Below are 16,885 nucleotides of genomic sequence, written 5' to 3'. Positions count from 1 at the left end.
CAGGTTAAAACGGGTGGTTACTGAGTTGGGGTGGTGGCGCTCAGGGGCGCCACTCTGTTATGGCCATTTTGACGCGGGCGTCTTCGCTGGTAAGCGTGATTTTCTCCGGTAGCGAGAGGTCGCCGACCTGGGTGAAGCGGCCATATTCAATCAGCCAGCCATTCTGCTCAATGCTGACCAGTTCGCCATCAACGCTGAATGTCAGTTTGTTGGCCTCGTTCGCGTCAGGCACGCCGCGCACCCAGTAGGGGAGTGATTCAATTGGAATTGACCATCCAAGGGCGCGCTCCAGTAGTTGTTGTGGACGTTCGGAGAATAATGGCTCGTTATCGGGCTGTGAAAGGCGAATGCCTTTGGGGGAGCCTTCTATTTGTGTTGCGCCTAACCCTAATAAAGAAGAAGAAACGTGAATGGCGAAGTGATCGCCCTGTTGGTTCCATTCGTTGATGAGGGCGCTATCCAGGCGGTCTCCTCTACGCACGCTCAGTTTGCCTTGTAGTCGCCAGTGGTCGAACGCCAGCAGGGCGCTTTTGCGTTGTGACCAGTCGCCTGGCGCATTCAGGGTGGTTTCTTTGGGGGGCGTCAGCTGGCATCCGCTTAAAGCGACCAGTGTTGTAAGCAGTGCGGCGAAAAGGCGTCCGCCAGAAAATGTTTTTGACATCTATCGCGTCCGTTTATATGGATGGCTTGTCTGAATTGATTTTCGGGCGGGATTGATGCTCCCGCCCGAAAATGAGTTATGAGGGCGTTAAAGGTCTACGTTCAGACGTTTCAGGGTTTCATTCAGAAGCCGGTGATCGGGTTTTGTGTTCAGCGCTTCACGCCAAATATTTTTGGCATCGTCCTGTTTGCCGAGAGACCAGAGTACTTCGCCTAAATGAGAGGCGACCTCGGGGTCGGGAAACTTGGAGTAGGCTTCCTGGAGGAAGCCGACAGCTTCGCCAGATTTACCTAAACGGAACAGCACCCAACCCATGCTATCAAGTATGGCGGGATTGCCTGGGTCCAACTCCAGCGCCTTGTTGATCAGATTGTACGCCTCTTGGGTGCGGTCAGTGCGGTCGGCAAGGGTATAGCCCAGAGCGTTCAGTGCGACGGCGTTATCGGGATCAAGCGCAATGATGTGGCGCAGATCGTCTTCCATACCTTCCAGCAATCCCATGCGGTCTTTCAGCATGGCTCTGGCGTAAAGCAGCTGCAGGTCTTCAGGGTATTCTTCTACGGCCTGGTCTGAAAGTTTCAACGCGGCGTCGAGGTCGTCCAACTCCAGCATAAGGTTGATTTGCAGTTCCCATAGCTGGCTGGCCTGGGAGGGCAAATTTTCCCGGGCTTCGGTGAATGCGGCTTCCGCTTCGCTTTGGCGGCCTGATCGGATCAGGAGATAGGCGGAGCGCGCAAGGGCGTTGAAGTAATGGCCGCCACGGGTCACATTCTGGTAATGCTGGATAGCGTCTTCGACTCTGTCTTCCTGGTCGGCGATGCGCGCCAGATAAAAATGAGCTTCATTGAGATGCTGCCCTTGCTTGACCAGATCTTCTAAATGCTTGCGGGCTTCCTGTGTATGTTGGTTTTCAAGGGAGACCAGCGCATAAGAGAGCTTGAGGTGCGGCGTATTCGGGAAGCGATTCATCAGCTCCTTATATATAGACTGAGCGGCGTCGAAATTGTGCGCTTCAATTTGTGTGCGAGCGTACAGGGCGCCTACTTGAACTTCATCGGGATGCTTGGCGTACTGCTTTTTCAAATAGGTGAGGGAGACATCAACGCCTTTGACGCTTTTCAGCAGGCGAGCGCGTAAGGCAATCACCGCAGGGTTGTCTGGTGAGGTCTTCAGCAGCGGATCTGTGCTGGCGAGAGCGGCTTCTTCCATGCCATTGATTTCCTGCAGCACGGCGTAGCCATACATTAGTTCGCCGTTCTCCGGGTGACGCTCCAGGATCTTTTTGTACAGATTGAGCAGCTCTTTCTTCTCTTCGTCGGTCAGGTTTTTGGCGTGGACAGCGAGGCGGTCGAACGTTGTCGGTCCTTCAAGCTCCAGCACCTGCTCCATGTGAGACAGCGCTTCTGGATACTGCTTTTGCTTAATGAGCTGGAAGGCGGCCAATTGGTGAGCGTCTACGTTCTCCGGCTCCACTTCGGTCCACAGCAGCGTCATTTCGGTCATGGCCGCGTCATCCTTTATATACTGCGCGGCATTGAGCGCCCGGCGTATAACGCCGATATCGCGAGTCTCGCGGGCGACTTTCAAATAGTTCTGCAACAACATGTCAACTTGGCCGCGCTGCCCCGCGACTTCGGCGGTAAGCAAGTCCAACAGTGTGGAGCGGCTGAATTGTTGCGGATAGGGAGATTGTTCATCCGGGGCGGGGGCAAGCTCGGAGTCATCGTAGGCTTGGAGCACCGGGATGGGGCGTTGTGTGACGGGGTCCGTCACTTCTTGTGTTTTTTGCAGGCCGGCGATCTGACTGCAACCGGGGAAAACAACACAAACCACCGCGCTGAGCAGCGCTCGATGCAAATATTTCATTGATACTATCTTATTACCGGTCTTATGACGTTTTATCGAGAGGTTTGCTGACAAGCTAGCATATACCTCCTACTTAGCATAGCTCTATTCATTAAAGCTTGTTAACCGCTCGAAGCCTTTATTGGTGAGAGGTAAACCCTTCTCTTTGCAGTTTATTTTGCAATGGTTTTCAACGGGGCTAAGGAAGAGTGGCGGAAGCGGAAAATTCAGGATTGGCCGCCTATAATTTGTTTTAGATTAAAACTTCGTCGCCGTGATTTCGGTATATTTTTTAAGATAAGTCATTGTGCGCAGCGGTCAGCGCGTTAAAATGGTCGCCGGCTTGGGAGATGTCCTGGTTGTTATGGCGCTTTTTGTTATAAGTATTAATCATAAAACCGCCCCGGTTGCGATCCGGGAGAAGGTGGCGTTCGGCCCGGAAAAGATGGCCGATGCATTGGCGCACCTGCGCTGCCGCCCTGATATCGACGAAGTCACTATCCTTTCTACGTGCAATCGCACGGAGTTGTACTGCTCCACGCCGGGAGAGCCGGATGAGATAAGCCTGATAGAGTGGCTTGGGCAGTACCATCAAGTCAGCCTCACCGAACTGAAAGCCTGCTGCAATATATATAATGATGAAGATGCTGCGCAGCACATGATGCGCGTCGCCAGCGGCATTGATTCCATGGTGTTGGGCGAGCCTCAGATTCTTGGGCAAATGAAGGAAGCGCATGCTTCCGGTAGAGCCGCTGGTTCGTTGGGAGGCCCTTTGGATCGCCTGTTCCAGCATGCTTTCGCTGTGGCGAAGCGGGTGCGGACTGAAACCGCGATCGGCGAAAATCCTGTCTCCGTTGCCTATGCTGCGGTGAGTATGGCGTCGCATATTTTTTCTAATATGGGGCAAAATACCGCTCTGTTGATTGGCGCAGGCGAGACAATCGAGCTGGTGGCGCGTCATTTGTATCGCGCTGGGGTGCGTTCACTGATTGTCGCCAATCGCACGCTCTCCCGGGCCAGAGATCTGGCCGCCGAATTTCACGGCAGCGCTATAGGTCTCTCCGACATCCCGGAATATCTGCACCGTGCGGATATCGTTATCGCTTCCACCGCCAGTCCGCTGCCTATTCTTGGCAAGGGAGCGGTGGAGAAGGCGCTCAAACGGCGCAAGCATAAACCCATGTTTATGGTGGATATCGCGGTTCCCAGAGATATAGAAGAAGAAGTCAGCGAACTCGCCGATGTATACCTCTATACCGTCGACGATCTGCGTCAAGTCATCGAAGACAACATGAAGTCGCGAGAAGGCGCCGCTGAAGAAGCTGAGCGTTTGATTGCGGCAGGCGCTGCGGATTTCATGTATCATCTGCGCGCTCTTGATTCGGTGTCGGTTTTGCGGCGCTTTCGCGATCAGGCGGAAGGCGTCCGCGACGGAGAGCTGCAGAAAGCCATCAGACTGCTTAACCGGGGGGACGACCCCGAATCCGTCCTGCGCATGCTGGCTCATGGACTCACCAATAAGCTGATACACCATCCTACCGTTCAGGTTCGTCGCGCTTCTGCGGAAGGGCGTCAGGAAGTGACTGGCTGGTTGCGGGATCTGTTTCAGCTTCCGGATGAAAAAGTTAAGAACGATTAGCGTCCGTTGAGGCCGGAATCCGGCCAACCTCTATCCCCGTTTCGGTCGACTGCGTAATTTCACTATGGTTATTGGTTTATGAAAGAATCGATTAAGTTAAAGCTCGATCTTTTGAAAGATCGTTATGAGGAAGTAGGGGCGTTGCTCTCCGACCCGGACATCATCAGCGTCCAGGAAAAGTTTAAAGAATTGTCGAAAGAGTACGCGGAGCTGGAGCCGGTGGTGCAGTGCTACCAGGAATACCAGAACGCGTTAAGCGCCATTGACGAGTCCAAACTGTTGCTTAACGACAGTGATGCGGATATGCGGGAAATGGCGAAAGAAGAACTGGCCGCGGCGGAAGAGTCCAGCGAGCAGTTAGAGAAAGATCTGCAGATTCTGTTGTTGCCCCGCGACCCGCGTGATGGCTCCAACGTGTTTCTTGAAATACGCGCAGGCACCGGCGGCGATGAGGCGGCTATTTTTGCAGGCGACCTGTTCCGTATGTATTCCCGCTACGCCGAACTGAAAAAGTGGAAAGTGGAGATCGTCAGCGAAAGTCCTGGCGAACATGGCGGCTATAAAGAAGTGATCAGTCGCGTTGCCGGCGATAATGTCTTCAGTTTGCTGAAATTCGAATCCGGCGCTCATCGCGTGCAGCGGGTGCCCGAGACGGAATCCCAAGGCCGCATTCACACTTCCGCCTGCACGGTGGCGATTCTTCCAGAAGTTGAGGAAGTAGGGGACGTCGACATTAATCCCGCAGATTTGCGTGTAGACACTTACCGCGCCTCCGGGGCGGGTGGTCAGCACGTTAACAAAACCGACTCCGCCATTCGTATCACTCACTTGCCGTCAGGCATTGTTGTGGAATGTCAGGACGAGCGTTCGCAGCACAAAAACCGCGCTAAAGCCATGTCGCTGCTGAAAGCCAAGTTGCTTTCCTCTGCGCAGGAAAAACAAGCGAAGGAACAGGCGCAGACGCGTAAATCCCTAGTGGGCAGCGGTGACCGCTCCGAACGTATTCGCACCTACAATTACCCGCAAGGGCGTATCACTGATCACCGCATCAACCTGACATTGTACAAACTGGAGGAAGTGGTGCAGGGCGATCTTGATCCGGTAATCCAGCCTCTGCTGCAAGAGTATCAGGCGGAGATGCTGGCCAGCATCAGCGAATAAGCGATAAACCAGGACCGGACTTATGCGTATAGATGAAGCCCTGGCCTGGGCGAAAAGCCGGCTTGAGACGGAAAGTCCCAAGCTGGACGCCGAAGTGCTGCTTGCTCATGTATTGGGGAAAGGTCGAACATATCTGATCAGTCATAACGACAGTCTGTTGGATGAGCCTGCCTTGCAGGCGTATCAGCGGCTTATCGCCGAGCGTGAAACAGGCCGACCGGTGGCGCACCTGATTGGGAAGCGGGAGTTTTGGTCGCTGGAGTTTCAAGTCAGTCCCGCCACGCTGATCCCTCGACCGGAAACTGAACTGCTGGTTGAGCTGGTCCTTGAAGAAGCCTTGCCCGCCGGAGCCAAGCTGTTGGATTTAGGAACTGGGACCGGCGCTATTGCTTGCGCGCTGGCTCATGAACGTCCTGACTGGCGTTTGACCGCGGTGGATTTGAGTCAGGATGCGGTTGAATTGGCGACGGCCAATGTTCAGTCGCTTGGGCTGGCGAACGTACAATGCCTGCGTTCCAATTGGTACGAGGCAATAGCGGACGAGCAGTTCCATGCCATTGTCAGTAACCCTCCCTACATTGATGCTCTGGATGTCCACCTGAAGCAAGGGGATGTGCGCTTTGAACCTGCCTCCGCGCTGGTGGCTGCAGATCATGGATTGGCGGATATACGCGTGATCGCCGCTGGCGGCGAGCGACACTTGCTGGCGGGCGGTTTGCTGGCGGTGGAGCATGGCTATGATCAAGGCGCTGCAGTGCGCGAAATTTTTTCCGATGCCGGTTACGTTGGCGTGCGAACTCACCAAGACTTGGCGGGACATGACCGAATCACTCTGGGGCGCTTGCCTGTATAGCGCTGGCGGGCCAAGGTATGGAGGATGCAATGCGGGATGAAATGAACGATACGCTGCTGATGCGCTACAACCGGCAAATCATGATGCCGGATTTCGATATCGCGGGTCAGGAAGCGTTGCGAAACAGCTCCGCGCTGGTTATCGGGTTGGGCGGTCTTGGATGTCCCGCCGCGATGTATCTGGGCGCAGCCGGTTGCGGACGCATGGTGCTTGCAGATTTCGATGCGGTGGATCTGTCCAACTTGCAGCGCCAGATCGCTCATAGAGAGCAGGACGTTGGCGTCAACAAGGCTGAGTCCGTGCGACGCGCGCTTGCTGATATCAATCCGGATGTCAGAGTAGAGACCATTACTCAGCCTCTGCAGGATGAGTCATTGTCCGCAGTGATTGCGGATGTGGATGTCGTGCTGGATTGTACTGATAACTTCGCTACCCGGTCAGCGGTTAACGAGGCTTGCGTACGCCACGGCAAGCCTTTGGTGTCAGGAGCGGCGATTCGTTCCGAAGGACAACTGGCGGTGTTTGATCCACGCAGAGACGATGCTCCCTGTTATCACTGTCTTTACGGCATGTTGTCCGAGCAGCAGCTGACTTGCTCCGAGGCGGGCGTCATTGCGCCTTTGGTGGGCGTCATAGGCAGTCTGCAGGCGCTGGAGGCAGTAAAAATCCTTAGCGGATTTGGTGACGTCTGCGCAGGCAAACTGTTGTTGTTCGACGGAAAAACCATGCAATGGCGCGAATTCAAGGTGCGTAAAGACCCATCATGCGCTGTGTGCGGGTGAGGCCGAGTCTTTAAGCTCCCGAAACGCTTGCAGAGCCCGTTCGCGGCTGGCTTTTAAATCCACAATCGGAGCAGGGTAACCCAGCCGGTTCCTGGCGTCCGCCGGGGGTTGATGGATTAGTTTAGTCGAAAGCTCGGCCAGCTCGGGCACATAGTGGCGAATAAAGTCTCCGTTTGGATCGAACCTTTCACTTTGCGCTACCGGATTGAACATGCGGAAGTAGGGCGCAGCGTCGACGCCGGTGGAGGCGCTCCATTGCCAGCCTCCGTTATTGGCTGCGAGGTGCCCGTCTATCAATTTGCGCATAAAGTAGCGCTCGCCCTGGCGCCAATCCAGCAACAGGTTTTTGCTTAGAAACATGGCGCAGATCATGCGCAGTCGATTGTGCATCCAGCCCGTTTGATTCAACTGCCGCATGGCGGCGTCGACGATGGGGATTCCCGTTTTCCCTTCGCACCATGCCAGAAAGTCTTTTTCAGAATATCGCCATTGCAGGTTTTCCGTCTCTTCTTTAAAGGCTTTCGTCATGCTGATGCGGGGAAAGTCATAAAGAATATGAATGTAGAAATCCCGCCAGATCAGCTCATTTATCCAGGTGTCCACGCCTTCGCCTGCATTTGGCGAGGCATGGCGATGCCGCTGCGCGGCGCGAAAACATTGCCGACCGGAGAGCACGCCTAGGGCGAGGTAGGGTGACAGCTGACTGACGCCGTCAATGGCGGGAAAGTCCCGTCGCTCATGATAACGGTCAACCTTTTGCTCCAGAAAGTCGTCCAGCTTCTGCAGGGCTGCGTCTTCACCAGCGGCGTAAGCTTTTGAGGAAACTTTGTCAAAGCCTGAGATGGATTCAGGTATGTCGTCTTTGGTTGAGTGCGTTGACGATGGCTGCTTCTCTGGCGCCGGCCACAGTTCAATGTGCTCCGGGCATTGTGAAAACCAGGCGCGTTTATAGGGGGTAAAAACGGCGTAGGGAGTTCCCTGGCCGGTGCGGATGGAGCCTGCGGGAAGAATGCTTTGATCACGAAACTTGAGGGCTTCCAATCCTTCCTCGTTCAATGCCGCCTTGACGGCTTTGTCTCTGCGCCTCTCGTTGACGCCGAACTCTTCATTAAAGGTTAATGCGCCGCATTGATGCTGTTGCATAAAGGAAATAAGTTTGTCCGGCGCCTCATCAAAGCGGGAAGAGTCTAGAATAAACAGAGGAATATTTAAGTCGGACAGCTCAGCTTGCAGCGCTTTGAGATTGCGTAGCATGAAGTCCAGTTTGATATCCGCCATGTCATGGGCGAGCCACTGCTCAGGGCTCATCATAAAGCAGGCGATCAGCTCAGAGTTTTGTTCTCTGGCGCGTTGGGCGGCGGCGTATAATGCCGGGTTGTCGCGGGTGCGCAGGTCGTTGCGGAACCAGTGCAGGGTTCGCGGCATGTGGTCTCCTTCAGGGATTATTTGTTTGCGATTTGCGTATCTCGGGTTATTTTATTTACGCATAAAGTTTATGAATGGACGCCTCGAATGAAAAATTCCTGGCGCGTAATAATAGTGGAGTGGCTGTGAAGCATGTTGAGTGGATGTGAGAATGACTGAAGGCGCAGTGAACAAGCTTGAAGAGGCGGTGAAAAACGCTCCTCAGAGCAAGCAGGAGCAGTTGGTGGTCGGCTGGCGGGAGTGGTTGGCGCTGCCGGAGTTGGGCATCTCAAGAATCAAGGCGAAGGTGGATACCGGAGCGAGAACTTCCGCGTTGCATGCGTTTGAATTGGAGTCTTATGAATCGCCGACGGGAACCCGTGTGCGCTTCGCTATTCACCCGGTTCAGGGGGATAGTGAGAAAGTGATTGAGTGCGACGCAGCGGTCATTGATCAGCGAATGGTGTCGGATTCCGGCGGCCATCGGGAAATGCGTTTTGTGATCAGCACTCTGCTTCAGGTGGGTGGCCATGCCTGGCCCGTGGAGATGACGCTTACCAATCGCGACAGCATGCGCTTTCGTATGCTGTTGGGACGCACTGCTATGGCGGGCCGGATACAAGTGAATCCGGCCGCCTCCTATCTGATGGGCAAAATCAAGAGATCATAAGTTGGCTTCCGCAAACTCCGCCAGAGCGGATCTGGGCACGCCGCGCAGATGAACATGCGCGCCGTGCTTAAAGCCGCGGAAGCGTTCGGTCATATACGTCAAACCTGAGCTGGGCGCGTTCAAGTAAGGGGTGTCGATCTGCGCCAGGTTGCCAAGGCAGACCACCTTACTGCCGTTGCCGGCTCGGGTGATGATGGTTTTCACTTGATGCGGCGTGAGGTTCTGGCACTCGTCGATAACGATCAGACTGTGCTGGAAACTGCGGCCGCGGATGTAGTTCAGCGATTTGAACTGTATCGGCACCTTCTGCAGGATGTACTCCACGCTGGCGGACATATTTTCATCATCGTGATGTAACGCCTCCAGGTTATCGGTGATGGCGCCCAGCCAGGGCTCCATTTTTTCCGCCTCGGTGCCGGGCAGAAAGCCGATATCCTCGTCGAGCCCCTGGGTGCTGCGGGTGACGATAATGCGCTTGTAGCGCTTGCTCGCTACCGTCATTTCGATTGCTGCGGCCAGTGCCAGAATGGTCTTGCCTGAGCCGGCGGCGCCGGTCAGATTGACCAGATGAATATCCGGGTCCAGCAACAGTTGCAGCGCTACCGCCTGATAGATATCGCGAGGCGTTAATCCCCAGGCTTCCTGCTGCAGCAATTTATCGCGAGACAGGTCGCGCACCACCATGTGATCGTCGCGGAACTCGGAAACGCGTCCCACGAACCCTTGCTCGTCAATGATGAAATCATTGCGATTCAGATCCTTCAACTCCGGCAGACGCGGAATAACGTGCTCGGTGAGTCCGTCTTTCTGTAGCGTCTCTACTTTGTTGATGTTATCCCAGAAGCTGTGGTTGAACTCCTGGTAGCCTTTGGGCAGCAGATCAATATCGTCGATCAACTGGTCGGTGTGATAGTCCTCCGCCTCCACGCCGCAGGCTCTCGCCTTCAGGCGCATGTTGATGTCTTTGCTCACAAGAATGGTGGGGCGGGATTTATGCTTGCTCTGGAGCGTCACCAGGGCGTTGATAATCTTGTTGTCGTTCAGCGTTTCAGGCAACTGCACCTGGTGAGTGCCTTCCAGGTCCATCAGGATGGAAATGGTTCCCAGAGGCTGGCCTTTGGCTACGCGTACGATAGGGACGCCTTTCTCTATTTCTTTGGGCGTGGCGTCCCCCAGTAATTTATCGATCAGGCGAATCGCCTGACGGCAGTCAGCGGCAATGGATGATTTGCCGGTCTTCAGACGGTCTAACTCCTCCAGCACAGTAATGGGAATAACGACTTGGTGTTCTTCGAAGTTGAGAATGGCGTTTGGATCGTGGATAAGGACGTTGGTGTCAAGCACATAGGTCTTCAATTGCGAACGGGATCGCGCCATGCTTTATTTCCTTTGCCGGTTGATGAGCAGCAACGTGTCTGGGAGTGGTTGGCGCAGGTCGCGCCTGATGGTCGAATGCGAGGATGTGTGAGGAATATGTAGGTTTGAATCAACAACCCACTCCCTGCCATTGATGTCTGGTTATTGTTCGACGTTAAAGGACTTGGTTTCTCTGCGGTAACCGAGCAGTCATTTAACGTCCCTCACTTGCATAATAACCTACGCATGTAATTTTGGAAGTATTTGGAATAATAAAAAACGGATTAGGCTGGTTGCAGGACTCCGCGCCATAGCAAGGTCATGGATTCTCTCAACGCGGGTTCAAATGCTGGAACCAGTGCGTCGAGGTTGCGTTGCGTTAAGACTTCTTTCACTTGGGCGGGAACGCTTTGCATCTGCCACAGTCCCAACAGCAATGCATTGGTGTGAAGCAGCAAATTGAGGCACTGGGTTTCGGTAAGTTGGGGTAAATGACGCCGTAAGCCGACGGCCAGTATTTGGATGCGTCCCATCAATTCCGCTTTAAAGTCGGCGACGCGCTCTGCTTCCACATTGCGTTCGAGAATGGAGCTGGTCATGGAGGCCAGCGGCATAAAATGAGGGTGCTCCTGAACAAACTGGGTCGTTTGATCGATTAGTCCGCCGATCAGGTCTTCGTTAGATTTCTCTCTGTCCTCAGCGACCTCCGCCAGCTCTTGCAGTAGCTGCTGGTATAACGCGCCAAGCAGATCGAGAAAGATTTCTTCTTTGGTTTTGAAGTAAAGGTACACGGTCCCTTTGGCCAGGCCAGCCTGCTGGGCGATGCTGATTACTGACGGCAGCTGTGTGGGCTGCAGTAAGTAAAGCGCGCGAGCGGCTTCCAGTATGCTGAGTCGACGCGCGGCCTTTTCTTGCTCATCAATAGCGCGGCTGCGCCGGGTTGGGTGTTTCACTGAGACGTTTACCTGCTTAGTACTACATCGTTAAACGATAGACGTCGTTATTCTAGCATTGAAGCACTCTTCAAGTGTTGTGAACTAGGCATGGCTATGGGGGAAGAGTAGAATGTTTTGCGCAACGATAATAATTCCGCCGACCTGAAGAGGATTTTGGACGATGACTCTGGTCGCAAGCGACATCATGACGCCCCACATTAAATCCGTACCCGCCAGCTGGACAATGCAAAAGTTCGGCGCGTTTCTGGCCCAGAATGGCATTTCCGGCAGTCCTGTGGTGAATGACCGCAATGAAGTGGTCGGCATCGCCACGTTGTCCGATATCGCGGACTTCCATCTCAACCATGTCGACACTAATTACGACGCGCAAATGACGCCGGAGGAGCAAAAAGAAGCTCGCCGTCTGCGTCAGTTCATTTTTGAGGAAATGGTGAAAGTGCCGGTGGAGGTGGGCGACATCATGTCTCCCATCCTGCTGTATGTCACTGAAAGCACGCCCTTGTCGGAAGTGGCTGAGCTGATGATGAAAGAGCACCTGCACCGGATTTTCGTCATGCGCGATAAAAAGGTGGTAGGAATAATCACCACCTACGACATGCTGAAAGTGTTGAAAGAAAGCCTGAACGAATAAGGTTATTGCTCGGCTTTGGTTTCCACGGCGACGACATTCCCTGCGTCATCGTAGCGCACGCGGGCATTGCGATAGGGATCGGTATTAGCCAGCTTCTCTAGAGCGCGCATGGACTTGTAGGGGATATCGACAATCAGCGAGTTTACCAGCCAACTGGGGATGGCTCCAGCGGGTTCGGTATGCTGCAGCCAGGTCATGCGCGTCTGCGATTCCCCCTGTGGTTGAAACAGGTAGTGCGTCTCTTGTTGATGCACGCGCACATACTTATCTTTTTCCGGCACTTTACCGTCTACGGCGTACATATCCATGGTCACTGCCTGAGTGGCGGGATCGCGCTGAGTGCTGATTTCCAGCACATAGTCCCGATCCCGCACTGGCCAGGGCAAGTCATTCACGGAATAGGCGTAGCGCTTGGTGAAGTTGTCGCGCTCCACTTCCTCTGAGGCGATGCAGCCATGCACCCATTTCATACAGGATGTAGGGTCAGCCATAACCGCGAGAATAGAACGCAACGGCGTATTCAGCACTGTTTCTGCTTTGAACGCTTTGAAGTCGGACCCGGGGAAATCCATGGTGAAGATTTTCACTCCGTCTTTATCAAACTCAAGTCGCCACTGCTCAGAATCCAGTGGGATCTCTGCTTGAGTGGAAATCGATGTGAACAATAAAGAGATACTGAACAGAAAGCCGACGAATATATGTTTTTGGGAAGTGTGTGTCAGGTGTGAGCGCCGCATTGTTATAGTTGTTTCTCCATAAGAAGCCTGAGCGGTGGTGGCCGCTTTCGGGCTGTTATGTTAGCACTTGCGACAGCGTCAAAATGATAAGAAACGCCCATTTACAGGTGGCGACTAAATCGAGTTCAGGGTGCCGGGTGAGGTGCGGGATATGGAAACGATATATAAAGGAAATAAGCGTATAAACGAAAGGTAATAAGCAAGCCCGCGCGTCAAGCTGAGTGACGCGCGGGCTGAGAACTCATTCGGGGAGGGTGATGTTCAGCTCCAGTACGGCGCAGTCATCATTGCGGTCAATCTGCACCTGAATATCTTCCCGGTTGATTTTGACGTACTTACCGATCACTTCCAGGATTTCCTGTTGCAGTTGCGGCAGGTAATCCGGTTGATTGCGCTGGGATCGTTCGTGGGCAACGATGATCTGCAGACGCTCTTTCGCTACGGAAGCGGTCGCCTGTTTGTTGCTGCGGAAATAATCCCAGAAGCTCATGCCTTACCTCCAAACACGCGCTGGAAGAAGCCTTTTTTCTGTACGTCTAAGAAACGGTGCTCGCGATCTTCACCCAAAAGACGGGCGACAGCGTCCGCATAGGCTTGGCCTGCGTCGCTCTGTTGGTCGTGAATGACGGGAACGCCCTGGTTGGAGGCGGTCAGAACAGATTTGGACTCTGGAATAACGCCCAGCAACGGCACCGCCAGAATTTCCTCTACGTCCTGTACGCTCAGCATTTCACCGTTTTGCACGCGCTCAGGATTGTAGCGAGTCAGCAACAGGTGCTCTTTCACCGGATCGAGGCCCATTTCCGCGCGACGGGATTTGCTGTGCAGGATACCCAGAATACGGTCGGAGTCACGCACCGAGGATACTTCCGGGTTGGTGACGACAACGGCTTCGTCGGCGTAATACAACGCCATCATGGCGCCGTGCTCAATGCCCGCCGGGGAGTCGCAGATAATGTATTCAAAGGTTTCGGACAGCTCGTTCAGCACCCGCTCCACCCCTTCCTTCGAGAGGGCTTCTTTATCGCGGGTCTGCGACGCTGGCAGAATGCTCATGTTCTCTGTGTATTTATCTTTGATAAGCGCCTGATTAAGGCTGGCTTCATTGTTGATAACGTTGACGAAGTCGTAAACAACACGGCGCTCGCAGTTGAGAATCAGATCGAGGTTGCGCAGGCCTACATCAAAATCAATGACTACCGTTTTATGGCCCAGCTTCGACAAACCTGAAGCAATCGACGCGCTGGTGGTTGTTTTGCCTACACCGCCTTTACCTGAGGTAATTACGATAATTTTGCTCAATTTGGTAACCCTTTCCACTCAATCTCTGTAAGTTGAAAATTATAAAGCTCTTTCCCAAAGCAACCCGTCGATCCTGTTTTGCAGCCGCTACATGGCCTTTATTGTCAGCTTTTCCCCATCCAGGCATATTTGCGCCGCTTGTTTCCAATGCTCGCCCTGTAAGTCTTCACTGATTTTATACTGCCCCGCTACTGATACAAGCTCAGCCTCCAGGCTCTGGCAGAATATGCGGGCGCTGGCGTCCCCTTGCACTCCAGCCAGCGCGCGTCCACGTAATGGAGCGTAGACGTGAATGTTGCCGTCGGCCAGAATTTCTGCGCCGGCGCTGACCGGCGCCAACACGATCAGATCGCCGCCGGGGGCGTACACCTGTTGCCCTGAGCGGACGGGCGTGGTGATGACGCGATTGGCTACACGCTGAGGCGGCGCTTCATCTCGCCCGGTCTCAGTGGCGGCGCTGGGCGTTGGCTCCTGCACAGGCGTTTCCGCCTCTGCGTTTCGGGTTCCTCGGGACGGTTGAAACACCGCCAGCCCGGCAGTCTGTGCGGCGGAAGTCTGTTCCGGCGCATCTGTCCTCACCCCGATCAGGCGAATGCCTTCTTGTTCGCAAAGCGTTTGAATCAAGGAGAAATCGAGAGGAGAGTGGGCTTCAGCCAGTTTTTCGAGTCCAACGACGATAGGCAGGTTATGAAACAGGTTGGGAGCTTGCTTCACCTTTTCCCGTAATTCTTCGGAGAATTTATCCGGTTCGAAATACAACAGCTCCAGGGTGGTTAGGGGAACCATGCTACCCTTGAACTGCAAGCAAGGTGACGAAAATAGGTCGGCAGTCGCCTGCGGCATAATAAAAGTTAATCCCTATCGTTTTTTTGTCGTTGCCGGGATTGTACTTTAATCGTTCGCTCAGGGTCCATGGTATAAACGCGTGCGGAAGGCGATTCCAGCGCGTTCCCGTAGGAGAGCGGGTTAATTATTTGTCATATGCCCTCTAGGCTTGTTTTTGTACAGCCTGTTCTCTAGCTCTATAGGCCTATACGGACAATGCCGTGGCCCCAATGGAAAAGCCGATGGCGGCGCCCACCAGCACGTCGCTGGGATAATGCAGGCCAAGCACGACTCGAGACAATGCGACACAAAGCGTAAAAGGCAACACGCACAACGCCAGAACGGGACTGATTTCCGCCGTCAGCAGAGTGAAGCATACCGCGTGCAGAGTGTGGCCGCTGGGGAAGCTGTATTTGTCCAGCACCTTGGCGTCGCAAGTAATGTCGTTATGGGTGATGAAGGGACGTTCACGCACGAGCCATAGCTTGAGTAGCTTATAGATCGCGGTGCAGATGAGGGCGGTGACAATCATGAAGCGCCCGGTTTCCCAGCCTTCAAACATGCATACGACGCCGATCAGGGCGTACCAGAACACTCCGTCGCCGAGGCGACTTACTGTGCGGAAAAACGGCGCGAGCCGACGGCGTCTGGCCCAGGCGATGGCGGTGCGGCAGATGCTTTGCTCAAGCTCGTCAGCTCGGCGAAACAGCTCTGAGGCTCTTGGCTGATTCATGTTGTTGCTCCCCTTTAGCTTCTCCGGACAAAAGAATGTGTGCGAAACGATCGACAATCTGACTCCAATCCAACGGTAATGCGCGACCGCGAGCAGCGGCGCGAAGGCGCTTGAGATGGCTCGGACGCAGCGCCAACGTCAGGGCATGACGGCAGAACGCGTCGCAGTCCTGTTGTGGCGCCAACATGCCGCTGACTTCGTGTTCCAGGTGTTCTCGGGCGGCGGCGTCGTCGAAACTGACGATTCCCAGGCCGCTGGCCATCGCCTCTAGGACGACATTGCCGAAGGTGTCGGTGAGGCTGGGAAACAGAAAAATGTCTGCGCTGGCGTAGTGGCGCGCCAGATCGTCGCCGCGTTTCACGCCCGCCAGAATGATGTCCGGATGTTTGGCGGCGATGCGTTCCCGCAAGGGGCCGCCGCCCACCATCACCATGCGCGCCTTGCTGACCTGTTGCTGGGCGCGTCGGAAGGCGGCGATCGCGAGATGAATATTTTTCTCGCTGGCGAGACGCCCCACATAAATGAATACAGGGCTTTCCTCGCGCACTCCCCATTCCTCACGCAGATGCTGACAGCGAAGCGAGGGATTGAACTGACTGCAATCCACGCCGCGGCTCCAGACCCGGGTGTTGCGCACTCCCATCTGGGAGACTGCCTCGGCGGTTTGCCGGGTCGGCGTCAGCGTCAGCAGCGTGCGGTGATGAAACCAAGTCAGGTAGCGGGTGATGAGTTTGGTTAACCAGCCGAATCCGTAAAAGGCGCTGTAGCTGTGAAAGTTGGTGTGAAAACCGCTGACCACCGGCACGCCCAACTCAGTAGCCGCGCTCACCGCGCTCCAGCCCAAAGGACCCTGAGTCGCTACATAAACGGCGCTCGGCGTGTCCTGACGCCAGGCTTTCAATAAGCGCCGGCGGCAGGGCAGGCCGAACTTCAGCTCACCGTATCCAGGAATCGGACGGCCGCGCACCAGAATATGCTCCATGGCGTCAATCAGCTCGCGCCTCTCTCCGAGAGGCTGATTGGGGCGCACCACCTGCACCCGGTATTGGCGGGATAATCCTTCGCTGACGTAGCGCAGCGTATTGGCGACGCCATTGATTTCGGGGAAGAAAGTTTCGGTCACAATGGCTATTTTGGGGCGCGGACGTTCCCGTTCCGCTTCAGCGGCTCGTCCCTGAATGTCCTGCAAGCTGTGCTTTAAAATCATGCATCTCACAAATATGGCTTGGCTAGGACTACCTTCCTCCCGCAAAGTTACAGAAAAACTAATCGGAGATTGCAGATTTGTGACGATTGCCATTTTTGCAGTCGACCGTTATGGTTTGCGGTC

General features: G+C 54.6%; 17 protein-coding genes. 6 read left to right on the top strand and 11 right to left on the bottom strand.

Annotated elements, in window-relative coordinates; genetic code table 11:
- Positions 1–40 precede the first annotated feature (40 nt).
- Both lolB and ACQYWX_RS22455 read right to left on the bottom strand, forming a co-directional pair.
- Positions 41–661 carry a lipoprotein insertase outer membrane protein LolB gene (lolB, locus tag ACQYWX_RS22460; protein ID WP_216739604.1) on the bottom strand — a complete coding sequence of 207 codons (621 nt, stop codon included), beginning with the start codon at positions 659–661 and terminating at the stop codon, positions 41–43.
- Positions 662–748: 87 nt separating this feature from the next.
- Positions 749–2,527: a tetratricopeptide repeat protein gene (locus tag ACQYWX_RS22455; protein ID WP_216739603.1), complete on the bottom strand. Its 1,779-nt coding sequence runs from the start codon at positions 2,525–2,527 to the stop codon at positions 749–751.
- A gap of 343 nt (positions 2,528–2,870) precedes the next feature.
- On the opposite strand from ACQYWX_RS22455, the gene hemA reads away from it, so the two are divergent.
- The 4 genes from hemA to ACQYWX_RS22435 all read left to right on the top strand — a co-directional run bounded on the left by hemA (position 2,871) and on the right by ACQYWX_RS22435 (position 6,941).
- Complete coding sequence (gene hemA, locus ACQYWX_RS22450; protein ID WP_216739602.1) at positions 2,871–4,145, top strand: glutamyl-tRNA reductase; 1,275 nt, start codon at positions 2,871–2,873, stop codon at positions 4,143–4,145.
- 78 nt (positions 4,146–4,223) lie between these two features.
- The gene (gene prfA, locus ACQYWX_RS22445; RefSeq protein ID WP_431686406.1) at positions 4,224–5,306 is read left to right on the top strand and encodes a peptide chain release factor 1; all 1,083 of its coding nucleotides are present in this window, start codon (positions 4,224–4,226) and stop codon (positions 5,304–5,306) included.
- A 22-nt stretch (positions 5,307–5,328) separates the two neighbouring features.
- Positions 5,329–6,159, top strand: coding sequence for a peptide chain release factor N(5)-glutamine methyltransferase (gene prmC / locus ACQYWX_RS22440; RefSeq protein ID WP_431686405.1), 831 nt, complete (start codon positions 5,329–5,331; stop codon positions 6,157–6,159).
- 29 nt (positions 6,160–6,188) lie between these two features.
- Positions 6,189–6,941 carry a molybdopterin-synthase adenylyltransferase MoeB gene (locus tag ACQYWX_RS22435; RefSeq protein ID WP_431686404.1) on the top strand — a complete coding sequence of 251 codons (753 nt, stop codon included), beginning with the start codon at positions 6,189–6,191 and terminating at the stop codon, positions 6,939–6,941.
- On the opposite strand, the gene phrB is transcribed toward ACQYWX_RS22435, so the two are convergent.
- Positions 6,921–8,366: a deoxyribodipyrimidine photo-lyase gene (gene phrB, locus ACQYWX_RS22430; protein ID WP_431686403.1), complete on the bottom strand. Its 1,446-nt coding sequence runs from the start codon at positions 8,364–8,366 to the stop codon at positions 6,921–6,923. The genes ACQYWX_RS22435 and phrB overlap by 21 nt on opposite strands.
- Before the next feature lie 151 nt (positions 8,367–8,517).
- Here phrB and ACQYWX_RS22425 point away from each other — a divergent pair, with 151 nt between their 5' ends.
- Positions 8,518–9,015, top strand: coding sequence for an ATP-dependent zinc protease family protein (locus ACQYWX_RS22425; RefSeq protein WP_431686402.1), 498 nt, complete (start codon positions 8,518–8,520; stop codon positions 9,013–9,015).
- Here ACQYWX_RS22425 and ACQYWX_RS22420 read toward each other — a convergent pair.
- Both ACQYWX_RS22420 and ACQYWX_RS22415 read right to left on the bottom strand, forming a co-directional pair.
- Positions 9,010–10,392 carry a PhoH family protein gene (locus ACQYWX_RS22420; RefSeq protein ID WP_216739596.1) on the bottom strand — a complete coding sequence of 461 codons (1,383 nt, stop codon included), beginning with the start codon at positions 10,390–10,392 and terminating at the stop codon, positions 9,010–9,012. The genes ACQYWX_RS22425 and ACQYWX_RS22420 overlap by 6 nt on opposite strands.
- Before the next feature lie 263 nt (positions 10,393–10,655).
- Positions 10,656–11,324, bottom strand: coding sequence for a TetR family transcriptional regulator (locus tag ACQYWX_RS22415; protein WP_216739595.1), 669 nt, complete (start codon positions 11,322–11,324; stop codon positions 10,656–10,658).
- A 163-nt stretch (positions 11,325–11,487) separates the two neighbouring features.
- On the opposite strand from ACQYWX_RS22415, the gene ACQYWX_RS22410 reads away from it, so the two are divergent.
- A complete protein-coding gene (locus ACQYWX_RS22410; RefSeq protein WP_216739594.1) occupies positions 11,488–11,958 on the top strand; it encodes a CBS domain-containing protein in 471 nt (156 codons plus the stop codon).
- Between the two features lie 2 nt (positions 11,959–11,960).
- Here ACQYWX_RS22410 and ACQYWX_RS22405 read toward each other — a convergent pair whose 3' ends face one another.
- The 6 genes from ACQYWX_RS22405 to ACQYWX_RS22380 form a co-directional block, all read right to left on the bottom strand.
- Entirely contained in the window at positions 11,961–12,623 is a 663-nt protein-coding gene (locus ACQYWX_RS22405) for an START domain-containing protein (protein ID WP_431686401.1), read from the bottom strand.
- A 313-nt stretch (positions 12,624–12,936) separates the two neighbouring features.
- Positions 12,937–13,185, bottom strand: a complete 249-nt coding sequence (minE, locus tag ACQYWX_RS22400; RefSeq protein WP_011395660.1) for a cell division topological specificity factor MinE — start codon at positions 13,183–13,185, stop codon at positions 12,937–12,939.
- Positions 13,182–13,997: a septum site-determining protein MinD gene (gene minD / locus ACQYWX_RS22395; protein ID WP_127972798.1), complete on the bottom strand. Its 816-nt coding sequence runs from the start codon at positions 13,995–13,997 to the stop codon at positions 13,182–13,184. The genes minE and minD overlap by 4 nt, the downstream gene beginning before the upstream one ends.
- Before the next feature lie 87 nt (positions 13,998–14,084).
- On the bottom strand, positions 14,085–14,783 hold the full coding sequence (minC, locus tag ACQYWX_RS22390) for a septum site-determining protein MinC (RefSeq protein ID WP_431686400.1): 699 nt from the start codon (positions 14,781–14,783) through the stop codon (positions 14,085–14,087).
- 244 nt (positions 14,784–15,027) lie between these two features.
- On the bottom strand, positions 15,028–15,555 hold the full coding sequence (locus ACQYWX_RS22385; RefSeq protein ID WP_431686399.1) for a phosphatase PAP2 family protein: 528 nt from the start codon (positions 15,553–15,555) through the stop codon (positions 15,028–15,030).
- On the bottom strand, positions 15,515–16,762 hold the full coding sequence (locus ACQYWX_RS22380; protein WP_279505046.1) for a glycosyltransferase family 4 protein: 1,248 nt from the start codon (positions 16,760–16,762) through the stop codon (positions 15,515–15,517). The genes ACQYWX_RS22385 and ACQYWX_RS22380 overlap by 41 nt, the downstream gene beginning before the upstream one ends.
- Between the last annotated feature and the right edge of the window lie 123 nt (positions 16,763–16,885).

Origin of the sequence: Hahella sp. NBU794 (genome assembly GCF_050749805.1) — a bacterium.
Lineage (GTDB): Bacteria > Pseudomonadota > Gammaproteobacteria > Pseudomonadales > Oleiphilaceae > Hahella.
The sequence above is the reverse complement of the archived record's forward strand: the minus strand, read 5'-3'. Positions and strand labels throughout refer to the sequence as shown.

Bases quoted from the DNA above. Each gene is read 5' to 3' on its own strand.
- lolB (WP_216739604.1), bottom strand. From the start codon at position 661: ATGTCAAAAACATTTTCTGGCGGACGCCTTTTCGCCGCACTGCTTACA.
- ACQYWX_RS22455 (WP_216739603.1), bottom strand. From the start codon at position 2,527: ATGAAATATTTGCATCGAGCGCTGCTCAGCGCGGTGGTTTGTGTTGTT.
- hemA (WP_216739602.1), top strand. From the start codon at position 2,871: ATGGCGCTTTTTGTTATAAGTATTAATCATAAAACCGCCCCGGTTGCG.
- prfA (WP_431686406.1), top strand. From the start codon at position 4,224: ATGAAAGAATCGATTAAGTTAAAGCTCGATCTTTTGAAAGATCGTTAT.
- prmC (WP_431686405.1), top strand. From the start codon at position 5,329: ATGCGTATAGATGAAGCCCTGGCCTGGGCGAAAAGCCGGCTTGAGACG.
- ACQYWX_RS22435 (WP_431686404.1), top strand. From the start codon at position 6,189: ATGCGGGATGAAATGAACGATACGCTGCTGATGCGCTACAACCGGCAA.
- phrB (WP_431686403.1), bottom strand. From the start codon at position 8,366: ATGCCGCGAACCCTGCACTGGTTCCGCAACGACCTGCGCACCCGCGAC.
- ACQYWX_RS22425 (WP_431686402.1), top strand. From the start codon at position 8,518: ATGACTGAAGGCGCAGTGAACAAGCTTGAAGAGGCGGTGAAAAACGCT.
- ACQYWX_RS22420 (WP_216739596.1), bottom strand. From the start codon at position 10,392: ATGGCGCGATCCCGTTCGCAATTGAAGACCTATGTGCTTGACACCAAC.
- ACQYWX_RS22410 (WP_216739594.1), top strand. From the start codon at position 11,488: ATGACTCTGGTCGCAAGCGACATCATGACGCCCCACATTAAATCCGTA.
- minE (WP_011395660.1), bottom strand. From the start codon at position 13,185: ATGAGCTTCTGGGATTATTTCCGCAGCAACAAACAGGCGACCGCTTCC.
- minC (WP_431686400.1), bottom strand. From the start codon at position 14,783: ATGGTTCCCCTAACCACCCTGGAGCTGTTGTATTTCGAACCGGATAAA.
- ACQYWX_RS22385 (WP_431686399.1), bottom strand. From the start codon at position 15,555: ATGAATCAGCCAAGAGCCTCAGAGCTGTTTCGCCGAGCTGACGAGCTT.
- ACQYWX_RS22380 (WP_279505046.1), bottom strand. From the start codon at position 16,762: ATGATTTTAAAGCACAGCTTGCAGGACATTCAGGGACGAGCCGCTGAA.